The organism is Candidatus Methylomirabilota bacterium (assembly GCA_036002485.1).
Classification (GTDB): domain Bacteria; phylum Methylomirabilota; class Methylomirabilia; order Rokubacteriales; family CSP1-6; genus AR37.
The window spans coordinates 38,873-61,438 of record DASYTI010000175.1 but is presented as its reverse complement, the minus strand read 5'-3'; the positions used below and the strand labels follow the sequence as shown (position 1 = coordinate 61,438).

The 22,566-nt window shown below is 68.4% G+C and carries 20 protein-coding genes; 2 read left to right on the top strand and 18 right to left on the bottom strand.

Annotated elements, in window-relative coordinates:
* Both VGT00_16510 and VGT00_16505 read right to left on the bottom strand, forming a co-directional pair.
* Positions 1 to 1,334, bottom strand: a 1,334-nt coding sequence (locus tag VGT00_16510; protein ID HEV8533027.1) for a hypothetical protein, incomplete at its 3' end; no start/stop codon positions are given.
* The gene (locus VGT00_16505) at positions 1,331 to 3,382 is read right to left on the bottom strand and encodes a molybdopterin oxidoreductase family protein (GenBank protein HEV8533026.1); all 2,052 of its coding nucleotides are present in this window, start codon (positions 3,380 to 3,382) and stop codon (positions 1,331 to 1,333) included. The genes VGT00_16505 and VGT00_16510, both read right to left, overlap by 4 nt.
* Before the next feature lie 37 nt (positions 3,383 to 3,419).
* Between VGT00_16505 and VGT00_16500 the strand changes: the two genes are divergently transcribed.
* Together VGT00_16500 and VGT00_16495 are read left to right on the top strand one after the other, a co-directional pair.
* A complete protein-coding gene (locus VGT00_16500; GenBank protein HEV8533025.1) occupies positions 3,420 to 4,670 on the top strand; it encodes an MFS transporter in 1,251 nt (416 codons plus the stop codon).
* The gene (locus VGT00_16495; protein ID HEV8533024.1) at positions 4,670 to 5,644 is read left to right on the top strand and encodes a flippase-like domain-containing protein; all 975 of its coding nucleotides are present in this window, start codon (positions 4,670 to 4,672) and stop codon (positions 5,642 to 5,644) included. The genes VGT00_16500 and VGT00_16495 overlap by 1 nt, the downstream gene beginning before the upstream one ends.
* On the opposite strand, the gene VGT00_16490 is transcribed toward VGT00_16495, so the two are convergent.
* The 16 genes from VGT00_16490 to VGT00_16415 form a co-directional block, all read right to left on the bottom strand.
* Entirely contained in the window at positions 5,641 to 6,270 is a 630-nt protein-coding gene (locus tag VGT00_16490) for a pyroglutamyl-peptidase I (protein ID HEV8533023.1), read from the bottom strand. The two genes, VGT00_16495 and VGT00_16490, sit on opposite strands and share 4 nt — an antisense overlap.
* Positions 6,267 to 6,656 (bottom strand): luciferase family protein, encoded by a 390-nt coding sequence (locus VGT00_16485; GenBank protein ID HEV8533022.1) that lies wholly within the window; start codon positions 6,654 to 6,656, stop codon positions 6,267 to 6,269. The genes VGT00_16490 and VGT00_16485 overlap by 4 nt, the downstream gene beginning before the upstream one ends.
* Positions 6,657 to 6,746: 90 nt before the next feature.
* Entirely contained in the window at positions 6,747 to 7,931 is a 1,185-nt protein-coding gene (locus tag VGT00_16480; protein HEV8533021.1) for an MFS transporter, read from the bottom strand.
* Positions 7,932 to 8,095: 164 nt separating this feature from the next.
* The gene (mce, locus tag VGT00_16475) at positions 8,096 to 8,857 is read right to left on the bottom strand and encodes a methylmalonyl-CoA epimerase (protein HEV8533020.1); all 762 of its coding nucleotides are present in this window, start codon (positions 8,855 to 8,857) and stop codon (positions 8,096 to 8,098) included.
* A gap of 108 nt (positions 8,858 to 8,965) precedes the next feature.
* Positions 8,966 to 10,036: an aldo/keto reductase gene (locus VGT00_16470; protein ID HEV8533019.1), complete on the bottom strand. Its 1,071-nt coding sequence runs from the start codon at positions 10,034 to 10,036 to the stop codon at positions 8,966 to 8,968.
* 118 nt (positions 10,037 to 10,154) lie between these two features.
* Positions 10,155 to 10,541 (bottom strand): copper resistance CopC family protein, encoded by a 387-nt coding sequence (locus VGT00_16465; GenBank protein HEV8533018.1) that lies wholly within the window; start codon positions 10,539 to 10,541, stop codon positions 10,155 to 10,157.
* Positions 10,542 to 10,545: 4 nt separating this feature from the next.
* Positions 10,546 to 11,562: a GNAT family N-acetyltransferase gene (locus tag VGT00_16460; GenBank protein ID HEV8533017.1), complete on the bottom strand. Its 1,017-nt coding sequence runs from the start codon at positions 11,560 to 11,562 to the stop codon at positions 10,546 to 10,548.
* A gap of 8 nt (positions 11,563 to 11,570) precedes the next feature.
* Entirely contained in the window at positions 11,571 to 12,461 is an 891-nt protein-coding gene (locus VGT00_16455) for a 2-hydroxy-3-oxopropionate reductase (protein ID HEV8533016.1), read from the bottom strand.
* Positions 12,462 to 12,589: 128 nt separating this feature from the next.
* Positions 12,590 to 14,134 (bottom strand): AMP-binding protein, encoded by a 1,545-nt coding sequence (locus VGT00_16450; protein ID HEV8533015.1) that lies wholly within the window; start codon positions 14,132 to 14,134, stop codon positions 12,590 to 12,592.
* Positions 14,131 to 14,694 carry a DinB family protein gene (locus VGT00_16445; GenBank protein HEV8533014.1) on the bottom strand — a complete coding sequence of 188 codons (564 nt, stop codon included), beginning with the start codon at positions 14,692 to 14,694 and terminating at the stop codon, positions 14,131 to 14,133. Before VGT00_16445 ends, VGT00_16450 begins: the two co-directional genes overlap by 4 nt.
* A gap of 127 nt (positions 14,695 to 14,821) precedes the next feature.
* On the bottom strand, positions 14,822 to 15,427 hold the full coding sequence (locus tag VGT00_16440) for a DUF2939 domain-containing protein (GenBank protein ID HEV8533013.1): 606 nt from the start codon (positions 15,425 to 15,427) through the stop codon (positions 14,822 to 14,824).
* A complete protein-coding gene (locus VGT00_16435) occupies positions 15,406 to 15,750 on the bottom strand; it encodes a MoaD/ThiS family protein (protein ID HEV8533012.1) in 345 nt (114 codons plus the stop codon). The genes VGT00_16440 and VGT00_16435 overlap by 22 nt, the downstream gene beginning before the upstream one ends.
* Positions 15,738 to 17,648 (bottom strand): aldehyde ferredoxin oxidoreductase C-terminal domain-containing protein, encoded by a 1,911-nt coding sequence (locus VGT00_16430; protein HEV8533011.1) that lies wholly within the window; start codon positions 17,646 to 17,648, stop codon positions 15,738 to 15,740. Before VGT00_16430 ends, VGT00_16435 begins: the two co-directional genes overlap by 13 nt.
* Positions 17,645 to 18,985 carry an FAD-dependent oxidoreductase gene (locus tag VGT00_16425; protein ID HEV8533010.1) on the bottom strand — a complete coding sequence of 447 codons (1,341 nt, stop codon included), beginning with the start codon at positions 18,983 to 18,985 and terminating at the stop codon, positions 17,645 to 17,647. The genes VGT00_16430 and VGT00_16425 overlap by 4 nt, the downstream gene beginning before the upstream one ends.
* On the bottom strand, positions 18,985 to 19,458 hold the full coding sequence (locus VGT00_16420; GenBank protein ID HEV8533009.1) for a 4Fe-4S dicluster domain-containing protein: 474 nt from the start codon (positions 19,456 to 19,458) through the stop codon (positions 18,985 to 18,987). Before VGT00_16420 ends, VGT00_16425 begins: the two co-directional genes overlap by 1 nt.
* Positions 19,459 to 19,637: 179 nt before the next feature.
* Positions 19,638 to 22,565, bottom strand: a complete 2,928-nt coding sequence (locus VGT00_16415; protein ID HEV8533008.1) for a DUF748 domain-containing protein — start codon at positions 22,563 to 22,565, stop codon at positions 19,638 to 19,640.
* Between the last annotated feature and the right edge of the window lies 1 nt (position 22,566).

The window sequence follows — 22,566 nt, the reverse complement described above, 5'->3', positions numbered from 1 at the left end:
TTGCCCGCCAGACTGTCTATGCCCTTGGCGCCCCGCCCGCCGAGCCAGCCCTCCACGTACTCGATGACCATGCGCGCATTGCGCCGCGTTCCCCCGGCCGTGACGGGGCCGGCGGGGACTTCGATCCTGACCGGATAGCTATCCGGATCGGCCATGGCGGCCGTCGGCTTCCAGCCGGAGGCGAGGAGGCTCTTGAACGGGTCTCCCGCCGTCTTCATGTGAAAGATGTGCGCGACCCAACCGCGGATGAAGCCCTGCTGGGCCTCCCACTCCTTGTCGGCACGGATGGCCTCGCCGGCCACGCGATTGACCTCCGGGTCGTTGCTCGGCAAGGCCGTGGCCATGCCGCCGATGGGCACGGCGCCGCGTTTGAGACAGATCGCCACCAGCCGGCGGAAGATGTCCGCGAGAAAGGGCGTGGTCTTGATGTCCACCCCGAAGCGATCGGGCCAGACCGACTTGGGGTCGGCCATCACGAACTCGAAGATGGAGGCCTTGAGGTCCCAGCGCGCGGCATTGAGCCCCGCGGCATACGGTCCCAGGGCATACAGCATCTCCTCCATGAGATAGACGGCGGGCAGCGACTCGACGAGGGGGATGGCCCGCATCGTCGCGTCGGCGAGAAACGGCAAATGCCGCCGGCTCGCGTCGAACAAGTCGCGATACCAGGCGACCTCCTCGACGCTCTCGACCTTGGGCAGGTAGAAGTAAATGCCCTGCCCACGCCCCGCCTGGGCGCGGCCGGCAAAGAAGAGCGTCATGGCCGTGCCGAGGATGGCGGCGGGGACGGGCCGGCCCTCTACGGTCACGTCAGCCTCGTCCAGGTGAAGCCCGCGCTCGCGGTGCATGAAGAAGGGCAGCTCCCCGGGCGCGATGCGGTAGTCGCGGCCCCGCGACGTGTCGGTGACGGCGAGCTCGCGGTTCACCGCGGCCAGCCGGTTCTGCGCGGCCTTCACGGTGTCCACGAGCCGATGACCGGCCGAGTCCTCGTCGTCGTCCAGGTCGCCCTCCGCGCGCTCGCCTTCAGGCCCCGGGTTGAGGGCGTTGATGAACATGCTGGTGATGGAGCAGGGTCCAGAGATCTCGATCCCGGGACGGCGCAGGTCCTCGGGCACGGGCGGCACCTTCCAGTCGCCCGTGGTGGCCGCGCTCGGAGGTGGCGGCCCCGGCAAGAGGCCATGCTCGACGGCGCGGCGCAGCACGGCGTCCCGCTGTCGCCGCAGGGCCTGCACCCGAGGCGTGAAGTCATCGTGCAACGCCGAGAGATAGGCGCAGAACTCCGGCGTGAAGATCTGGGCGGCCCCTTCCACCGGGGCGAAGCGCACCCGATTCACAGCTTGCTGACTTCCACGAGGTTGGAGTGCAGGGCGGGACCGCCGCCCAGGTCGGCCACGCGGTCGTCGGTGATGACATTGACGCCGCGGCCCCCCGCCTGGTGCTTGGACCACCAGATGCCCTCGATCACCGCGACCCCGGGTCGCGTGTCTTCCGTGATGAGGGCGGCGAAGCGGGCGCCCCCCCGCGCGCTCCGGACAAGCACGGCCTCGCCGTCCTGGATTCCGCGGGCCTCGGCATCGGCGGGGCTGAGAAAGACCGACGGCCCCTTCTGGCGGCGACGCAGGAGATCCGACTGACTGAAGGACGAGTTCAGGAAGAACCGGTTCGGCGGCACGATGCATTGCAGAGGAAAGCGCCGCGCGAGCTCCGCGTTGTTCGGCCCCTCGATGAGGGGTACGTAGCCCGGCAGGAAGGGCTGGCCCTCTCTGGCCAGGCTCTCCGACACGAACTCGACCTTGCCCGACGGCGTGGGCGCCCCCTGAGCGAACGGGAGGTAGGGCCGCTCGACATTCAAGCGCACCGACCCCTCCGCGCGGAGACGCTCGTACGTGATGCCCCGGACGGACGGGTCGCCCGAGGCCAGCACCTCGCGGATCAAGGTCGGCTCGTCTTTGGCGAAGTGAGGATCGCGCAGGCCCAGGGCGCGGGCGAGCAGACGTACGGTATGCCAGTTGGAGCGAGCCTCGCCCACGGGCTCGACCACGGGCTCCGCGAGCTGGACGTAGAGGTGGCCGAACGACTTGTAGAGGTCCACGTGCTCCATGGACGTGGTGGCGGGCAGCACGATGTCGGCGTAGTCCGTGGTGTCGGTCAGGTGCTGCTCGTGCACGACCACGAAGAGATCCTCGCGCGCGAGCCCGCGCAGCACCAGCTCCTGGTTGGGCGCGATGGAGGCCGGGTTCGAGTTGTAGACGTACAAGGCCTTGACGGGCGGGCTCATCTCGGACTCCGTGAGGGCTCGCCCGAGCCTGGTCATGTTGATGGTTCGCGGAACGGTCGCGGGCATGAGATCCCGGCGCTCGAGGGCGCCCAGGTCGAGGCCAAAGGTGCGGCTCGAGGAGAGGAGCGCGCCGCCCGCGGGATGCGCGTAGGCGCCGGTCAGCGCGGGCAGGCACGCGATGGCGCGGCAGGTCGCACCGCCGTTGTCGTGACGCGAGAGGCCGATGCCCACGCGCAGGAACGAGGCCTTGGTCGCGCCATAGCGGCGGGCCAGGCTCACGATCTCCTCGGCGCTCAGGCCCGTGATGGCGGAGACGCGCGTGGGATCGTACGCCCTGACTGATTCCGCGAGCGGTCCGTAGCCGAGGGTGGCCCGCTCGATGTAGTCGCGATCGATGAGTCCCTCGGCGATGAGCACGTGCATGATGCCCAGGGCCAGCGCGCCATCGGTGCCCGGGCGCGGCCGCAGGTACAGATCAGCGCTCCTGGCCGTGGCCGTCCGGTAGGGGTCGATGCACACCACGAAGGCGCCGCGCTTGCGCGCGCGCTTGACCAGCGTCATCAGGTTGATGTGCGTGTAGCTCGCGTTGATGCCCCACAGCACGACGAGGTCCGAATCCACCAGCTGCTCGGCATCGTTGCCCGCCACCGTGCCCAGGGTGGCCACCCAGCCGGCATAGGCGGTGGCGATGCAGATGCTGCGATCGAGCTGGGAGGCGCCGAGCGTGTGGAAGAGCGGATGGCCCGCCCAGTACTGGATGAGGCCGAGGGTGCCGCCATACGAGTACGGCAGGATGGCCTCGCCGCCCCACTGTCCGATGACGCGCCGCCACTGGCCGGCGATCTCCTCGAGGGCGGTCTCCCACGAGATGGGCTCGAAGCGCCCCTCGCTCTTGGCCCCCACGCGCCGGAGCGGCGTGAGCACCCGCGTGGGGGCGTAGAGGCGCTCGGCGTAGTCGTGCACTTTGCCGCAGATCACGCCCCGGGTGAAGGGATGCGTCGGGTCGCCCGCGACGTCGGCCACGCGCCCGTCCTCGATGGTGACGGACAGAGCGCATTGCGACGGGCAATCGTGCGGACAGACGGAGCGGCGCGTCTCACGCATGGAGGCAGTAGCGTAGCACACGTTGTATAGTGCTCAAATGCTCGCGCGGCTCAAGGGCCTGCACCCTTTTCAGACGCCGGAAGCGCAGCGCCTCGCCGTGCTTTTCGCCATCGTGTATTTCTCGCAAGGCATGTGGTATCTGCCCATCCAGACCATCACCATCGTCCTGAAAGACCGCGGGCTCTCCGCGGGACAGGTGGCCGACTTCTTCGCCATCACCATCATCCCGTGGCTGATCAAGCCCGTGTATGGACTACTCTCGGATTTCCTTCCCCTGTTCGGGTACCGGCGGAAGAGCTACTTGCTCCTGACCTCGGGCACGGCGGCGCTGGCGGGTCTCGCCCTCGGCCTCATCGCCGACCACTCCTACTGGCGCATGGCCTACTTCTTCACGGTCATGGCCGTGGGCCTTGCCTTCACCGATGTGCTCGTCGACGCCCTCATGGTGGAAAACGGTAAGCCCCTCGGGCTCACGGGCGCCTTCCAGTCCGTCCAGTGGGCCGCCATCACGACGGCCTCCGTTATCGTGGGTATCCTCGGCGGCTATCTGGCCGAGCATCGCCTCCTGCCGCGGGCGTTCTTCCTGGCGGCATGCTTCCCGATGATCTCGATGCTGATGGCCACCTTCGTCATTCGCGAGTCGCCTGCCCGGGGCGCCCGCCGAGAGTTCTGGACGACCTGGGTGTCCATCCGGGCCGCCCTGGGCGAGCGCGACGTGTGGGTGGTGGGAGGCTTCCTCTTCTTCTACACCTTCAGCCCCTCCTTCGGCCCCGCGCTGCTCTTCTACCAGACCGACGTGCTCCACTTCTCGCAGCAGTTCATCGGTCACCTGAGCGCGCTCGCCGCGGTGGCGGGCATCGGCGGGGCCTTCATCTACGCTCCGCTCTCGCGGCGGGTGCCGCTGCGCCGGCTGATCAACTTCTCGATCGGCATCGCGGTGGCGGGCACGCTGGCCTATCTCCTGTATCGGGACATGTGGTCGGCTCTCGCCATCGACATCGTGTTCGGCGGCATCGGCATGATCACCCAGCTCGCCTTCCTCGATCTGGCTGCCAAGTCCTGTCCACGCCACGTGGAGGCGACCTTCTTTGCCTTGCTGATGTCGATCTTCAATGCCGGGACCCAGGCTTCGCAAAACGTGGGGGGCCGGCTGTACGACCACTTCGGCTTTGTCCCGCTCGTCCTGATCTCAACGGCCATGACGGCGGCAACCTGGCTGCTCGTCCCCCTCGTGAAGATCGAGCGGATCGAAGAGAAAGCCCGGCGCGCCGAGGCGCCCGCCCCCTGATGCGGTGGGTGCGGCTCGGCCTGCTGCTCTGTGGCACCGCGCTCTTTCTCGGGCTCCTCGTCCACATCGGCCCCGGCGCCGTCGCGCAGGCGTTCGCGGATCTCTCGTGGCGGCTGCTCGTCATCCTCGTCTTCCCCTTCGGAGTCACCACGCTGCTTGACACCTTGGGCTGGCGCTTCGCCTTCAGGCGGGACCGCGCCCCGTTCCGGGCGCTCCTGGCGGCCCGGCTCGCCGGCGAGGCCTTCAACCTCACGACGCCGACCGCGGCCGTGGGGGGCGAGCCCGTCAAGGCCTGGCTCGTGAGACCCTGGGCGCCGCTCAGTGAAGGCCTGCCCTCCGTCATCGTGGCCAAGACCACCATCATCATCGGCCAGGCGCTCTTCCTTGTCGTGGGCCTCGTGGCCGCCCATGCGGCCCTTCCTTCTGACTCGCTCGTGGTGCGCGCGATGCAGTGGCTTCTCGTCATCCAGGTACTGGCCGTGGGCGCCTTCGTCGCCGCGCAGGCGGGTGGAGCTCTGGGCGGGGGCACGCGATGGCTCCAGAAGCTCGGCTGGCTTTCGGGCAACCCCGGGCAGACGCTGGTCCAGGTCAATGACGAGCTGGCTCATTTCTACCGGCGCGAGCCCGGCCGGCTGGCCCTATCCATCCTCTTTCACTTCGCGGCGTGGCTGATCGGCGCCCTCGAGCCCTGGCTCATCCTGCGCTGGATAGGATTGCCGGTTTCCCTCGCCCAGGCCACGGCCATCGAAGCCTTCAGCACGAGCATCCGCTTCGCGGCGTTCCTGGTGCCGGGTTATGTAGGCGCGCTCGAGGCGGGGCATGTCGCGATCTTCGCGGCGCTGGGACTCGGAGCGCCGGCGGGGCTGTCCTTCACCTTGATACGCCGCGTGCGTGAGGCGGCGTGGACGGGATTGGGATTTCTGGCCCTGGCGCCGTTGAAGGCCCAGGCTCCTCCAACGGCCGGGTCGAGCTAAGGGCGCGGCGGCGCGGCGAGTTGCTCGGCGATCACGCGCAACGCCACCTCGAGCGCGCGCACGCCGAGGCCCGTGTCCATGCTCGGCTGCTCGAGGCCGGAGAGCGCGACCATGGGGGGAGAGAGAGGAACGTGCATGAATCCGACCTGGGCGCGCCGTCCGTCCCGTGCCACGCCGTGAAGGGTGGCATAGAGCGTCTGGTTGCAGAGATAGGTGCCCGCCGAGTTGGAGAGATAGGCGGGGACACCTTCGCGCGCCAGGGCGTCCAGGATCTCGGGGAGAGGGAGCGTGGCGAAATACGCCGCGGGCCCGCCCGGCACACACGGCTCGCCGCGCGCCAGATAGCCAGAATTGTCGGCAAGCTCGTAGTCCATGACGTTCACGGCGACCCGCTCGAGAGCGATCCGCGCGCGACCCGCGGCCAGACCTACGTGGACCACGCCCAGCGGATCGTGCTCGACGAGCAGGCGCGCGGCTTCCCGCGCGGCTTCGAGGTGGTGCACGGGCAAGATGACGGCGCGCACGGCCAGTCCTCCCACGATCCTGCCGTTCACGGCCTTGGCGATCTCCTCGGACGGGTTGGACGGATGGCCTCCGAAGGGCTCGAAACCCGTGACGAGGATCATCGCCTCTCCTCCTGTTCCACGATGTGCTTGGCCGTCTCGTAGCTTCGCTTGAGCCAGCCCAGCACCCGCGTCGCCTGGCTCAGATTTTCCACGCGGGTCTCGACCCAGCCGCTTGCGCTCATGCGCCGGTGGGGCGTCACCACGCCCGAGTCGATGGCACGCCGCTGGTCCTCACGCGAGAGCCGGATCCAGAGGTCCGTGTCCTTCACGCGCAGCGGAAAGCAGGCGAAGAGTCGCGGCCCTACGAAATACCCCCACCGCCCGAACATGGGGGTGATCTTGACCGCGGGCCAGGCGCTCAGACGCTGGTTGAGCTCGGCCGCGATTCCGGATCCGCCCTGGGCCAGCGTCCGGCGTGTCCGGCGTCCCGCCCCGAGGCCGCGCACGCGTCTGGGAGCGGCTATGGCCAGACCTTCCTCGGGATGGTCGCCTCGACGATGAACAGCACCGTGGCCATGCCGCCTCCAGGTTTCGAGTCAACGCTTGCCGCCGGCCAGCCGCCGCGACTCCGGCAGCGTGCGCAGCCACAGCATCGACAGCAGTCCGAGCACCCCGCCCACCCCCAGCACGGTAAAGGCCCACCCCCAGCCGGCGGACTGCGCGCTCGGTGCGCCGTAGATGTCGAGCACACTCCCGAATACCAGAGGCGACACCGCGCCCGCGCCGAAGCCCAGGAGCGAGCGTATGGCCAGGGCCGTGCCGAGGCGCTCGGGCCTCACCGTCTCCGTGATTCCCGTCGAGTATACCGACGAATCGCCGAGGGCGGAGAAGCCATAGACGCTGCCCACCAGCACGATGAGCAGGAGGGGCGCCGTGAGCATCCACCCGAATGTGAAAGAACAGGCCGAGCTCACCAGCATCATCCCGGCGATGACGGCGGTCCGGCCCCAGCGATCCGAGAGCGTGCCCCCGACGGCCGAGGCGACGATGCCCATGATGTGGAAGAGGGCCGCGAGGGAGGCGCCGAGACCCGCCGCCTCCGTGGCAGACGTGCCGCGCGCGGCAAGCGCGGCCGCCACGAAGGCGGGCGTCCACGCCCACATCCCGAGGAGCTCCCAGGAATGAAACACGTAGCCCCAGATCATCAGCTGAGCCGGTCGATTGCCCGACAGATCGGCATCGAAGCTCAACCGTCGCGGCGCGGCGGAGGCCGGGCGTCTCGAGGGCTCGCGGTGAAAGAGCACGAGCGAGAGCAGGAAGCAGAGGAGCGGCCCCAGGGCCAGCACGAAGAGCGCGCTCCGCCAACCGGCGCGCGCCACCACGGCGCCCCCGATCAAGAGGGCCAGAACATAACCCAGGGAAGACGCGGCAAGGAACCAGCCGACGGCGCGTCCCCGGCGCGCCGGCTCGAAGCGCTCGGCGAGCAGCATGATCCCCGGCGTATAGATGCCGGCCACCGCCACGGCGGCGGCGCCGAAGAGCAGCAGGGCCGAGAGATGGCCCTGGGCAAGCACGGGGATGAGCAGCGACACGACCGCCGTCAACCCGGCCGATACGCGGAAGACCAGACGCGGGTTGAGATAGTCGGCGAGCGCCGAGACGAAGACGAGGGCCACGGCGGTGCCGAGCTGGTAGGCGGAGGAGATGGAGCCGGCGGCCGTCGAGGACAGATGCCATTCCGCCTGGACCACGGAGAGGACGGCGGGGTACGCCATGGCCATCGTCGAGCCCGCGGCCCGGGCCGCGCACAGGCCGACCAGCCAGAGCGTGTCGCCGACAACCCGCCCCTGCCGCCCCCTGTCCGTTTACTTGACCTCTGGGTCGGGACGCGTCACGAGCGAGAGGGGGCGCGGGTCACCGACGATACCCGCCCTGAGGGACGCGATCAGGGGAAATGATAGCGCGAGATGTGCAGATGGACGTTGTTGCCCGCTTCCGGCTTGAGGGTGATCTCGCTTGCGCCGAAGAACATCATGGCGTCGATCTTGGAGAGGCGCTGCACGAGCGTCACCATCTCCGGGGCGACCATGGACAGAGCGGCCATGCCGAGCGTGCCCCCCACCTCGCTGGCCGGGACCATGAGCAGCGTCCCTCCCCCCGTCCAGCCGAGCATGCTCCGGGGCCCGTCGTTGACGGCGACCTCGGGCAAGCCGAAGAGCTGCTGATACGACTTGGCGGTCTCCTGCGGGTCGCGACAGCCGATGACGAGCCGCTTGAAGCGCACGGGCGAGTCGGGATGCTCGGCGGTCGGAGGCGGGGTGGCCAGCTCCACGAGAACGCCCGCGCACGCGGTTGGATGGAGAAAGGCGATGCGCCCGGCCAGCCCCTGGCGCGGCGTCTCGTCGATCAGGGGGACCCCCCCCGCCTTGAGGGCCGCGAGATCACCCTCGACATTGGCCGTCTCGAAGCACAGGTGATGGAGCCCTTCGCCGCGCTTGGCGAGGAAGCGGGCCACTCCGCCCTCCGTGCCCGTGGGCTCGAGCAGCTCGATCTCACTGTCGCCGGCCGCCAGCAGCGCCGCGCGCACGCCCTGGTCCGCGATCTCCGCCTCGCGCAGGAGGGGCAGCCCGAGCGCGTCGCGCCAGAAGCGATACGCCCGCGCGAGGCTCTCGACCACGATGCCGACGTGGTGGATCTTCTTGACCATGCTTTAAGTCACCCGATCCGGCCGTCGGAGGATGGCGTCTCAATGACGACGTAACACCGTAGCCGAGCCCTCATGGAAATTCAAGCCCTTTCGCCCCTCCGCGCCGGCTCAGGCGGGCGAGAAGAGCTTCTGAAACTCCGCCCACGGCACCGGCGCCACCGCGGCCAGGCCGAGCGCCTCGTCCACGTGGGGAATCGTCTTCATGCCGCAGAGCGCGGTGCCCACGCCGGGCGTCGAGCGCACGAACTGTAGCGCCCGTTGCGCGTCGGTCGAGAGCCCGGGCAGAAACTGTCCGATCACGGGCGGCAGGTTGCGGGCGAGCTGTCCCTGATAGATCGAAGCCGAGGTCATCACGTAGATGCCGAGGGCCTGCGCGAGCTCGAGCGCCGTCACGCTCGCCCGGCCACGCGACTGGGTGGGCGCCGTGAACGCCTCCGTCATGGCGAGGTTGTACGGGAGCTGGACCACGCGGAAATGATGCCCGGTCCCCCCCACCGCTTTCGCCGTCTTCACCACCTCGGCGAGGGAGAGCGCGTCCTGCGCGTCGGACGGCTGGCGGTAGGCCGTCCAGGTCGCCGTCCCGTAGACGCCGATGGTACCCGACCGCGCGGCGCCCTCGAGAAACTCGAAGGCCGCGCTCAGCCGATCGAGGACGGCCGCGCGGGGCAGCTCGGCGAGCTGGGTCTCCGGGTTGTGGACATAGTAGATGTCGACTCGCTCGAGCCCGAGATTGGTGAGGCTGCGCTCGAGCTGGTCTTGCAGATAGCGCGGGCTCATGCAGTGGCTGCCCGCGACGAGATCGCCGGGGTCGAGGAGTCCCCGCGGGGCGGGCCCGTCGAACGGGAGGAAGCCGCCCTTCGTCGACACCACGATGCTCTCGCGCTTGACCCGGCCCGACTCGTGGAGCGCGGTGAGGGCGCTCCCCACCGCGCGCTCGCTTCGCTGTCGTCGGTAGTTGATGGCCGAGTCCACGACATTGAGGCCGCCCGCCACCGCCCGCTCGATGGCAGCCTGGTAGGCGCGATCGGTGGCCTCGTCCTCAGGGCCGAGATACGTGCCGAGGCCGATGGAGGACACCGCGAGCCCTTGCCACGAGCGGAAATGATCGGCGGGGACGGTCGATCCGAGAGCCGCGCGATAGGATTGGGTGCCGGATGAGGTCGCCTTGCCTCGAAGCACTCAGGTCTCCCGGTAGACGAGCAGGACACAGTCGACACCATCCACGAGGGCCGACCGCGCGACCAGGCCGACGCCCAGGAGGCCGACGCCCAGAAACCCTCCGAACAGGGTCACGCGGCTACTTGGCCTCCAGGACGGAGAAGCGGAGGGCGCCTTCCGTGATATGCCCGTCGGCCGCCAGGACTTTGTAGCGGACGATGTAGGCGCCGGGACGGAGGGGACCGAGAGGGAACGAGAGGCGATCCGGGGCCTGACGGCCGTCCGCGACGACGGGGAGGGGAACGGCGCGGCCGTCGGAGGCCGTGATGCTGACCCGCGTCAGCCGCTTCTCGATCTTGCTGTTGAAGCGAAGATAGATGCGGGCGGGCGGCCCCGCGAGCCTGGCGTCACGGGCCGGCTCGGACTCGAGGATGATGGCGTGGGCGGGGGCGCCGGCGGGAACGGCGAGGAAGCCCCAGAGGGCGATGGGGGCGGCCGCGGCGCCGCGGAGAAGCCGGGCGCGCATGGCCTCAGCGCCAGTCGTCGAGCACCAGGTCGTCCGGGCGCTCGTCGTCGTCCTGCTTACCTTTCTTCATGCGCACCATGGTGAAGTCCGGATGGTATCCGCGCTCGAGCAGACTCTGGTAGGCGGCCCAGTAGTACGTGTACACGGGCGCCACCACGCGCTGGAGCTGCGCGGCATGCGCCATCTCCTCGACGGCGGCCAGCAAGGCGTGGAGATGCTCGGGCTTCCGGTGGTGCGGCTCTATGGCAAGGAACTTGATGTAGACGCTGCCGTGGGGCGCCTCGCTCACGCCCGGCATGTGCACGATGGCGAAGCCGATCACGTCGCGCCCCTTCTCGAGCAGCAGGGTGTCGCCGAGGGCGAGACCGTCCACGATCTCGACCTCCTTGCCGAGATCCATGCCCCGGTACAGCGAATTGGTGATGCGCCGCACCCGCTGCATGGCGGACTTCTTCTTCACCTCCTCCAGCGAGGAGTACCGGCGGACGCCAAGACCGGGCTTGGCGGGGCGCGTGGCCTGCACGATCTCGCGCCGATCCATGGGCTTGCCCGTCACCACCACGAGCCCCTTGGGCCGGTAGCCGAACCTCTGATACAAGCCGAGATGCTTGGGACTGTACGGATACGTCGCCACGCCCTGCAGCGTCGCCTTGTTCTCGTCGAAGAACCCCTGGCAGGCGGTCAAGAGCTGCTGCCCGATGTCCTGGTTCTGATAGTTCGTGAGGACGGCCACCGGGCCCACCAGCCCGACCGTCCCCCACATGACGGCGAGGGCGGCGCCCACGATCTTGCCGTCGCCTTCCTCGGCGACGAAGCATCCCCACGGCTCCATGAGCCAGCGGTGGTGCACGTACTGCGCGCCGTTGAAGACCTGGCGCGGGCGCGTGCCCATCTGGCGCTCGAAGAAGTCGCCAAAGGCCTGCTCGAGCACATCCCGCACCTTGCTGAGATCGCCCTTGCGGACGCGCCGGATCTTGATCAAGGGGGTGCGGCCCTGATTGTCCAGTCCCGGCCGGTCCACGGTGGCCCTCATGTCGGGTTTGGCATTCCTGCCAGCTCCTCCAGCAGCGTGATCACCCCGGAATGATCGAGCCCGCCCTTGCCTTTGACCCGGAGCGCGTTGAAGAGCTCCTGGACCACGGCCGTGCACGGCAGGGGGACACCCAGGGCGCGCGAGGACTCCATGATGAGCCCCAGATCCTTGAAGTGGAGATCGATCTTGAAGCCGGGGTTGTACGTGCCCGCGACATAGTTGGGCGTCTTCTGCTCGAGGCATTTCGAGCCGGCCAGCCCGCCCGCGAGCGCCTTGAGGGTCAGGGCGCGATCGAGGCCCGCTTTGCGCGCGAGGGTGAGCGCCTCGCCGAGAGCGGTCAGGTTGACCGCCACGATGATCTGGTTGGCGAGCTTGGTGAAGCCGCCGGCCCCCAGCGGCCCCAGGTGCGTGATCGTCTTGCCGAGCGCTTGAAAGACGGGCAGGGCCGCGTCGAAATCGGCCTTCTCGCCGCCGACCATGATGCTGAGCGCGGCCTCGATGGCGCCCTTCTCGCCTCCCGAGACCGGCGCGTCCAGCATCCTCACGCTCTTGGCGGCCAGCGCCTTGCCGACCTTCTGAGATACGAGCGGCGAGATGGTGGACATGTCGAGATAGAGCAGGCCCTTCTTCGCGCCCTCGACAATGCCGTCGGGCCCGAGCGCGACCAGCTCCACTTCAGGTGAATTTGGCAGCATGGTGATGAGGACATCCACCTGCCCGGCCACTTCCTTGGCGCTCGAGGCGCGCTTGGCGCCGGCGCCGACCAGCTCGTCTACCGGGCCCTGGCTCCGGCTATGGACCACCAGCGGGTAACCGGCCTTCAGAAGATTCTTGGCCATGGGTCGACCCATGATCCCGAGCCCAATAAATCCAATGGTTTGCGCCATGACGACCTCGCGGGGGACTGAAAAATTTGGGGGGACGACGTGAGCCCGCAAGGCGTGAAGTAACACATGCCGCCGCGACGAGTCAAGCCAGAACTCGCAGAAACCCGCGAAAACGCGGCCCTACAGCCTCAGTTCACCCGACGCTCACGACCCACCCAGTACGGCTCGCGCAGCTTGAACTTCTGGAGCTTGCCCGTCGCGGTGCGGACGAGAGCATCCCGAATCTCGATCGACGTCGGGCACTTGTAGTGCGCCATCCGGGACCGACAGTGCTCGATGAGCTCCCGTTCGGCGCAGGCGGAGCCCGGGCGCAGGACGACGAGGGCCTTGATGGTCTCGCCCCACTTCTCGTCGGGCACGCCGATCACCGCGACTTCGGCCACCGCGGGGTGCTGGAAAAGGCAGTCCTCCACCTCGATGGACGAGACATTCTCGCCGCCGCTGATAATCACGTCCTTCTTGCGGTCGGTGATGGCGATGTAGGCCCCGTCGCGGACGCCCCCGTCGCCCGTATGGAACCAGCCGTCGGCGATCGCCTTGGCCGTCTCCTCGGGCTGGTTCCAGTAGCCCTCGAACACGTGGTTGGAGCGCGCCAGCAACTCGCCCTCCTCGTCCACCCGCATGCGCACGCCCACCGCGGGGACGCCCGCCCGGGAGAGCCGGCGTGACCGCTCCGCCGCGTCGAGGCCGTCCCATTCCGCGGGCGCGCGGTTGAAGGTCAGCAAGGGCGCGGTCTCCGTGAGCCCGTAGATCTGGATGAACTCCCAGCCCAGCTCGGTCTCGACGCGCTCGATGGTCTTCGACGGCGGCGGCGCTCCGGCCACGACCACGCGCACCCGCCCGCGGCCCGGCACGGCCACGCCCGTCTGGCGGCGGACGGCCGCGGCGTCGAGCACGGCAGCGATCACCGCGGGCGCGCAATTGAACAGGGTGACGCCCTCGGCCTCCACCCGATGCAGGATCTCCTCACCGTCGATCTTGCGGATGATGACCTGACGCACCCCCATGCCGGTGACCGCGTACGGCATGCCCCAACCATTGCAGTGGAAGGTGGGCAGCGTGTGCAGGTACACGTCCCGATCGGTCATGGCCAGGTGCCAGCCAAAGGTGACGGCATTGAGCCAGAAGTTGCGATGGGTGAGCTGCACGCCCTTCGGGCGCGCCGTCGTCCCCGAGGTGTAGTTGATGGACACGGTGGCGTTCTCGTCGCTGACCTGGAGCCGCGGGGCCACCCCCTGGCGAAGGAAGAGCTGAGGATCGGTGCCGGCGCCGAGCACGAAGCGATGCTTCACCGGGATGTGCCGCAGGGACTCGTCGAGCTCGGGATCGACGAGCAGCACCGAGGAGCCGGAGTGCTCGACGATGTAGCGGATCTCCTCGGCATTCAGCCGGAAGTTGACGGGCACGAGGATGCGTCCGAACACGCTGACCCCGAACAGGCTGACCAGGAAGCGGGCCGCGTTGGGGGAGACGATGGCCACGCGTTCGTGCTCGGCGACCCCGAGCTCGTCCAGGGCCCCGGCGAGGCTTCGCGCCATGTCGCCGAACTGCGAATAGGTGAAACGGCCAAGTCCTCCGCCCGGCGGATTGGGTTCGTCGGCCACCGCCTCCCGGTGGCCATACACGAGCTCGGCGCGCTCCAGGAAGTCTCCCAAGGTGAGGGGGACAATCATGCCGGTTCTCCTTCAGCGAGCGGGAGGGCTCCGCGTGCGTGCTTGGCGCGCTCGGCCTCCTGGAGGGCGTCGATGGACTCCGCCGAGCGACCAAAGATGTCGGGCACGGGCCAGCCCTGCAATCCGGCATAGGCATCGATCTGCGAGCGATGGTGCACCTCGTGCTCGAGCATCATCATGAGAAGGCGCCAGCCGGCCAGCGACTGGCCGGGGGTATCGATCATCTCGATGCGGCGCGTGAGCCAGTCAGCCGGCGTCTCCCTCACCAGCGCCGCGAAGCGCTCCGCCGAGGCCTGCAGCCAGGGCAGCCATGTCTGCTGGTCATCGGGATCCGCCTCCGCCTTCGTCCAGATCCACCCCTCGTCGCGGTAGGCGCTGGCGAAGTAGAGCCGCGAGCCGCCGATGTGGAGGACGATCTGGCCGATGCTCCAGCCCGTCTCCCCGCCGATGGCGGGCGGCCGCCACGCCGCCGCCGCGGAGGGCAGGGCCGCCACGTCTCGCTCCGTGCGCCGCCGCACGCTGTCGAAGAATCGCAGATAGGACGGCATGTCGCTGATCATGTCGGCGCTCCGGCCCGAGCTGCGGTGCGGATGCGCGAGTAGCGTGACCGTCTCGTCATGGCATTGTCCTCCCGCCCCTACTGTGCCACAGGGGACTCCGTCGGCGCGCCCTGGCGTGGAGGATCAGCTAGCGCGGGGGACGCTGACGCACCTGGCGGCGGACCCAGTCCTTGTCGAAGGCCGTGATCTTCCAGGAGCGGTCCGGCTGCCGGCTCATCTTGAACTGCGTGACTCCTTGGCCCGGCTCGGTATAGGTCACCCACACCTCGTCTCCCTGCCGGACCATGTCCGCACCCTGGATGACGGCGAGGAGGCCGAGGGGCAAGACGCTGCCTTGACCCGCCGCGTCCGCCATCCGCTCCACCTCGGCGCGCAGTCGCGCGGCCGCCTGGAGCTTGACGTTCTGCTGCGCGGCGGATCGCGCGATCCCCTGCCCCATGGCCTCGAAGACATTCCTCGGCGGGCGCTGACGGGCAAAAGCATCGGCAACCAGCACGTCGGCCGCCGCCTCGGCCACACGGTCCACGTCGACGTAGGCGAGGGCGCCCGCGGGATCGCGGGAGTGAAGGGCGTGGGCGAAGCGATAGAGGGAGTAGGAGGGCGTGCCGACAACGTAGAACCAGCCGGAGAGGAGCGCGACGGCCAGGACAGCGATCCCGAGCCAGCGACGCGATCGTCGGGGCGGCGGCAGCGGTCGCGGGGCGTCTTCCCTTACCGGCTCATGATCAGGCACGACCCGCCCATGAACTGACCCAGCAGGGTGATCCGGTCACCATCTTTGAGCGGCGAATCGAGCTCGTGGGTGACGCCGAGGACGGCGTCGTTGACGATGACCTCGATGTGCTCGCCCAGCTCCGCGTGATCGGGGCTCCACAGCGCCGCATCCAGCTCCGGGTGTCGCGCCGTGAAGCGCCGCAGCACCTGGCGCACCGTCTCGCCGAGGGCGAAGGGCTCCGTGAAGAGCTTGCTGCCCGAGCCGTCGCCCCCCACGTGCTTGGTGACCCACGTGGTCACCTCGATCTGCGCCGTGAGGGAATCGCGGGCTATTTGCGCCACAGGTCTCGCGTGAGCCAGTCCAGGCCGAGCTTCTTCAGGGTCTCGCGGGTGGGCTTGCCCGTCTTGCGGTCATAGCCCACCGTCTCGTACCACACGTCCACCATGTGCTCCCACTGGTCCATGATGTTGTGATCCTTCGCCGGCCCGTCCACGGGCCTCGACCCGTAGCGCGCCGAGGGGTACTCGAGGTCGGTGCCGATGCCGCACCGGAGATTGAAGGCACGCAGGATGGCCGCCGTCCGCCGGCCCAGGCGGAGAGCCTCCGGCATCGTGTAGTTCCAGCCCGTGGCGGCGGAGAGAGCGCGGGCCAGCATCTCGATCCGCGAGCGGAAGGTGAAGATGCAGCCGCCCAGCGAATCCTCGAAGTGCTTCCGCCCCAGGATGCCCCCCACGAGCTTCGCCACCTCTTCGCCGTTGAAGGGATTGATGCGGCCGGGCTGCCCGAACTCCGTCTGGTGCGTCGGGTTGGCGCTCTCCATGGTGCCGTTCGACGACGTGCAGGTATCGAGCATCTCCTCCCACCGGCCGCGATGGTCGTGGCCGCGCGGCGAGGCGCCCTTCATGGTGTACACCGCGCACTTGGCGGCCTCGCCGCCGATCTTCTCGGACGCGCGCTTGACGCCCTCGGCCAGGAGATCCCCGAAGCCCTGCCGGTGGCTGATCATCTGGAGCAGACGGTACGCGCCGTCGATGTCGCCCCACGAGAGCTTGAAGCCGACCTGCTTCTCCGTGAGATAGCCCTTCTCCATGCATTCCATGACCCAGCCGCAGACCCAGCCGAACTCGTTGACGTCCACGCAGGCCCGGTCGAGGCGTGTGTTGAGCCAGCTGATCCCTTCCTGGTCCGTGGCTCCGATCGTCCAGCCTGCGCCCGACCAGCCTTCGTACTCGGGCTCGTCGACGAGCTCGCCGGCTTTGGGTCCCTTCCGTATGACCTGGATATGGCAATGGTGCATGCCGCAGGCACTGCACTGATGACCCCGGTGGTCGAATCCGTTGCGAAGCTTGGCCGGCTCCCACGTCGTCATGTCGACCGTGGTCAGGTTCGTCGTGTAGTTCTTGATGGGCAAGGCGCCGAGCTTGTAAAGGTTGGTGACGCCGGGCAGCGTGCCCCAGCGATAAAGCGTGGAGGCCGCGGGGTCGGTCTTGAGATCGTGGGCGATATCGTCGGCGGCCTGGACGAGCCCCCGCGCATCATGAGGGGTGAGGGCCTTGGTGCCGCGGACGATGCAGACGGCCTTCAGCTTCTTCTTGCCCATCACCGCGCCGCAGCCGTTCTTCGAGGCGACGTGGCCGTAGTCGCCCTGGATGGCGGCGAAGCGGACCAGGTTCTCTCCCGCGGGCCCGATGGAATACACGGACAGGCGATGCCCGGAGAGCCCGTGCTCGACCTCGAGCGCTTCCTGGGTTTCCCAGGTGTCCTTGCCCTTGAGGTGCGAGGCGTCGCGGATCTCCACCACGTCATCGTTGATGTAGAGGTACGAGAGCTTCTTGGCCTGGCCCTGGACAATGATGGCGTCATAGCCCGAGTACTTGAGGGCCGCCCCGAAGAAGCCATTGGCCTGGGTCGAGGTGGCGCCGTTGGTCTGCGCGCCGCGCGTGATGACGCTGAGGCCGCCCGTGCCCCAGACAGGCAGGCCGGCCAGCGGACCTGTGGCCAGGATGAGCCGGTTATCGGGATGGTCCCAGTTGACCTTGGGCCCTACCTCCTCGTAGAGGATCTTGGCGCCCAGGCCGACGCCGCCCAGATACTCGCGCATGTGCTCGGCCCAGGGCTGAGTCCAGATCTTCCCCGTGGAGAGATTCACGCGCAGGAGCTTGCCGGCGTAGCCGGGCACGGTGGCGGAAGCGGCGGAGGCCTTCGTCGTGGGGCGCGAGGCGGTCGCGGTCGGGCTCATTGGACCATCACCGATTGGGGCAGCTGGGGTGAATGGGATGCCCGTCCCAGGATAGTCTGGGGCAGGAGCTTGCCGGCCGTGTGCGTGGCCAGGTAGGCGGGCTTGACGTCGAAGGGATTGCCCTTCAAATGCGTCTTCCAGGCCGAGAGATCCGCGCCCGAATAGACGAGGCCCTTGAGCATGCCGACGTCGTTCGTCGTCCAGATGTCTTCGGCGGGGCCGCAGATCATGGCGCCCGTGAGCTTGCCGCCGCGGAAGAGAAGCTTGCGGTACTGCGAGCGATCGGCGCGCGTCGCCGTGAAGACCTCCGCCTTGGCGTCGTCCCACTGGCCGAAGGAGGCGATGTCCAGATGGCAGACCTCGACGATGTTCATGATGAGGCTGCCGCGGTAGGCGAGATCCCGACCGGCCATGTTGGCGCCGACCACGCGCCCGTGCTCCTGCGCGGTGGGCTCGATGGCGTGGACCTCGAGTGTCCCCGTGAGCAGGTTGGGGCCGCGGGCGACATCGCCCGCCGCGTACACGGTCTTCACGCTCGAGCGCAGATGATCGTCGACGAGGATGCCGCCGCCCGGCTCGGCCGAGACCTCGATGCCGGAGCCGTCGAGCCACTCGAGGTTGGTGCGGATGCCCGTGGCCATGATCACGACGTCGGCGAAGATGGGCGCGCCCTTCTTGAAGGTGAGCTTCCGCTTGCCCTTCCCCTCCTCGATCTTGGTCAGGGTCGCTCCCGCGCGGATGGTGACCCCATGGCGCTCGAGCCAGCGGGCCACGATGGCCGCGCAGGCCTCGTCCACCATGCGCGGCAGGATGCGCGGGGCCACCTCCACGATGGTGAGGGCGGCGCCGCGCGAGAGGATGGCGTTGAGGATGGTGAAGGAGATGAAGCCCGCCCCCACCATGACCACCTTGGTGCCGGGCTGCACCTCCGCGATCACGGCCCGTGCCTCCTCGAGCGTCCAGAAGGAGTGGACGCCCGGTCCCTCCGCGCCAGGGATGGGCGGCCGCGCGGCGCGCGAGCCCGTGGCGATGAGGCAATCGTCGTAGGCGACCGTGGCGCCGTCATCGAGGGACAGCCGGTGCTCGGCGGGATCGAGCGAGGCGGCCCGACGTCCGAGCATGGTCTTGACGGCCCAGGCGGCCAGCGAGGCCGGCGTCGCGGTATAGACGTGGGACTCCGAGATGGTCGCGCCCAGGTAGTACGGCAGGACCATGCGCGAGTACGGGCGCTCCCGAGAGACCAGGGTGATCTCCGAGGTGCTGTCTTCTTCCCGGAGGGTCCTGATGGCATTGAGCCCCGCGGTACCGCCGCCGATGATCAGGTGCCGGGTTGCCATCAGGCATGCTCCCGGGCCAGGATGCGGCTCGTGCGCGCCGCCGCGAAGTCGCCGATCCAGTCGGCCGTCTCGCCTTCGATGAACGTGATGGCCTGGGTGGGGCAGGCCTCCGCGCAGGCCGGGGCCCCGTCGCAGAGATTGCACTTGTAGGCCTTGGTGGTGTCCGCGTCATAGAACATGGTGCCGAAGGGACAGGCGATGGTGCAGAGCTTGCAGCCCACGCACTTGTCGTCCAGCACGTCCTTGGCGCCCGCCGCATTGATGGTGATCGCCCCCACCGGACAGGCCGTCATGCACCACCCCTCCGCGCACTGCGTGCACGTGTAGGGCGCATAGGACGTATAGCCCTCGAAGGGTGACACGCGGATGACGGACTTGGACGGCTGGTATGTGCCCGTCTGCATGTAGGAGCAGGCCAGCTCGCACCGGAGGCAGCCGGTGCACCTGTCGGGGTGGAGCGCGAGGACTCTCATGGGGCGGGAGTATAACAGAGCGGCGCACAGGCGGCTGAAAAGGGCCCATCTGCTTCGTTGGCGCCCTCGGCAGCAGGTTCAACGTACAGAGAGTACGCCTCACCTGCTGCCTTCGGGCGCCGCCTCGCATCTGGACCCTTTTGAGCCGCCTGGAAGCGTCCGCTACTCTTGGCAGACAGCTAGTCGGAGTCGTGCTCACCGATGGCGAACTCGATGCTGCCCTCGCCCGCGGTGGCCCGTTTCGTCTCGCCGACGGGCAAGCGCTTCTCTTGAATCCCCTCGGTTTTCACCATCCGTTCCCTGGTGACGGCCAGCCGCGCCTCCACGAGCTCCTTGACCTTTGGCTCGGGCACGGGCTCGCGGTCGCGCAGGAGCTTGAGCTGATCGTCAGGGGTCGGGGGGAGCTTCTCGCCGGGCAGCCGCACGGCGAAGTATCCGCGGATGGCCATGACCTGCTCGCTGATGCCCCGCTCCTTGGCGAATTGCTGGACCTTGGCCGCGACGGCCTCGGCCTTGAGCGTGTCGAGGTCGGCGGGAGCGACCACGGGATTGAGGGTCAGGGACACGTAGGGCGTCTGCCGCATGAAGTCGGCCACGCGGAGAAGCTGCTGCCCCGCGGCCGGGGCGAGCACCGCGCTGCCCGCCGCGAAGGTCACGGGGTTGACCTTGGGCTCTTCCATCTTCTCCTCGCTCGAGAAGAGGCTCCCGATGAGCCGGAACGGCGAGGCGAGGATGTTCTTCAGAACGTTCCTGACGGCGGACCAGATGGTCTCGGACCAGTCGAACTTGGGATCCTTGAGCGAGCCCGCGACGGGAACGTTGACCACGATGTTTCCGTTGCCGTCCTTGATGAGGGCAACGATGAGGCCGAGGGGCAGCCCGAGGCGCTTCTTGGCCTCGTCGTCCGGCCGGCTGGACTTGGCCACCCGCAGCTTCTCGACGAGCACCTCGTTCATGGCCACGACCTGATCGTTCTCGACCTTGAGATTGAACTTGTACTTGAGGTTGCCGCGCTGGATGAGCCAGGCTGTCATCTGATCTGAGTACGGGTTGGCCACGGGCAGCTTGACATCACGGATCTCGCCCACGAGATCGAGATACAGGGGCGCCCCCACCGCGCCGATATCGCCCCGGATGTCGATCGCACCTTCCCCTCCGATCAGGCTCGTGAAGACGAGCTTGGCGCGCTGGTCCGGCTTGTTCCCGAGCCCGGTGACGAGGAGATCCATCTTCGAGAGATCCTCGGAGAAGGCAGGCTCGGTCGTCCGGTCGAGGAAGCGGATGGAGCCTTCCTCGAGGCGGACTTCGCCGATCTGCAGGCTCATGGTCTCGAGCAGCCCCTTGGGCTTGCTCGCTCCCGCGGGAGGCGGCGTGGGTGTCGGAGGGGGCGTGGATGCCGGAGGGGGCGGCGGCGCCGCGGCATCCCCGGCCGGCTGAGCAGGACCGCCGAAGACCTTCGAGATGTCGAGGCTGCCGTCCTTACCGCGCTCGATTTCCGCCGCCAGCTTTTTAAAGCCCGCCTTGGCGACGGCCGCGCGCTTCGGCCAGTCGAGATCGATGCCGACCAGCTCCATGCGCTCGATACTCAAGGAGGGCCGCGGGGCGTCCGGCAAGCGCGCTTCGAACTTCTCCGCCCAGCTCGTGCCCGTGGACGTGAGGATGGTCTTCCCATCCTTGAACGCGACGCGGTTCTTGCTGTCGCCGTTATAGCGTCCGGAGAAGCGACCCGGGACCGGGATATACGCCTGGTAGGGCTCGATCGGCGCATCGCGCATCTTCATGGTCCAGGTGAAGTCGAGCGGCTGGGGAATGAGCGAGCCGTTGGTGATCTCCAGACGGCCCCCGCCGGGCAGCTTCATCCCCGCGGTGACCCGCGCGGGTCCGACGGCCGGCCAGGCCAGACTCTCGAGGGTCAGGCTCAGGTCGGCCAGCGTGAGCGTCGTCCGCGGCGACACGGACTCATCCACGAAGCTGGCCGTCCCCTTGGTGAGGGCCAGGCGTTCAAGGAGGAACTTGAAGGCGGGCCCCGGCTGGGCCTCGGTGACGGGTGGCTTGACCGGGGCCTTCGTGGGCGCCGCAGGTTTCTCTGGGGTGGCCGGTGGGGCCGCGGCCATTCGAAGCAGATCGATGTTGCCCTTCTTGTCTTTCAGGGCCTGTATGTTCAGGCCCTCGATCTCCACATTGGAGACCACCACGATGCGCGAGAGGAGATCAGCCTCTTTCACCCGCACGCTCAGGCGCGGGACGGTCATGAACGGCGCCGGGCCATCGCGGAGGATGAGCTTCAGGTCATCGAGGCTCACTTCGCCCGTGGCCACGGCTCGGGTGACGCCTTCCGTCCCGCGCTCGAAGGCGATCCGGACATTGAAGCTGAGCCGCCCCGCATAGGGTCCCGCCGGCACCGTAGCGGGCACGTAAGGCAAGACCTGGGTCAGGTCGAAGTCCTTGAACGACAGACCCAGCGAGACCGCGCCGGGGGCCAGGCGGATCTCGTCCGAGCGAAGCTCGAACGGCGACTCGCCGACCTTGGACTGGATGGCCAGGCGACCCGCGCGCTGCCCGGCTCGCGTCGTGAGATCGCCCGCCTCGATGGTCAGCCCCTGTATGCGCAGCTTGGTCGGTGGCGAGACCGCGTCGTCTCGAATGATGATGTTGCCCAGCACCAGACCAAGCCGCTCCATGGTGAACTTCCAGCGCGAGGGCTTGGCCTTGGGGTCGGCGGGCGGGATCAGGTCGAGCAGGTCGGAGAAGTTGAACTCCGTCGGACCCGTCCGGGCAAGCTGCACAGTGGGCGACACCAGCCTCACGTCCTTGAGGCGGATGTGGGCTCCAAGGAGCGATGGCCACGACCAGCGGGCTTCGAGACGCTCGAACTCCACGAAGGCCTGGCGCGGGTCGCGCTCGGCCAGCCGGAGATTCTTGACGACGAGCCGGCCCGTGAACAGATTGAGGTCGATGTCCCCGATGCTGAAGGCGCGACCGGTGATCTTGGGAACCCGAGTGACCGCCTGGCGTCGAATCAGCTCGGGCAGCGCCCACACGAAGGCCCCGCCCAGGAGCAGCACCACCACGAGGACGGCTATCCAGATCTTTCGGCGTCGGGTCACC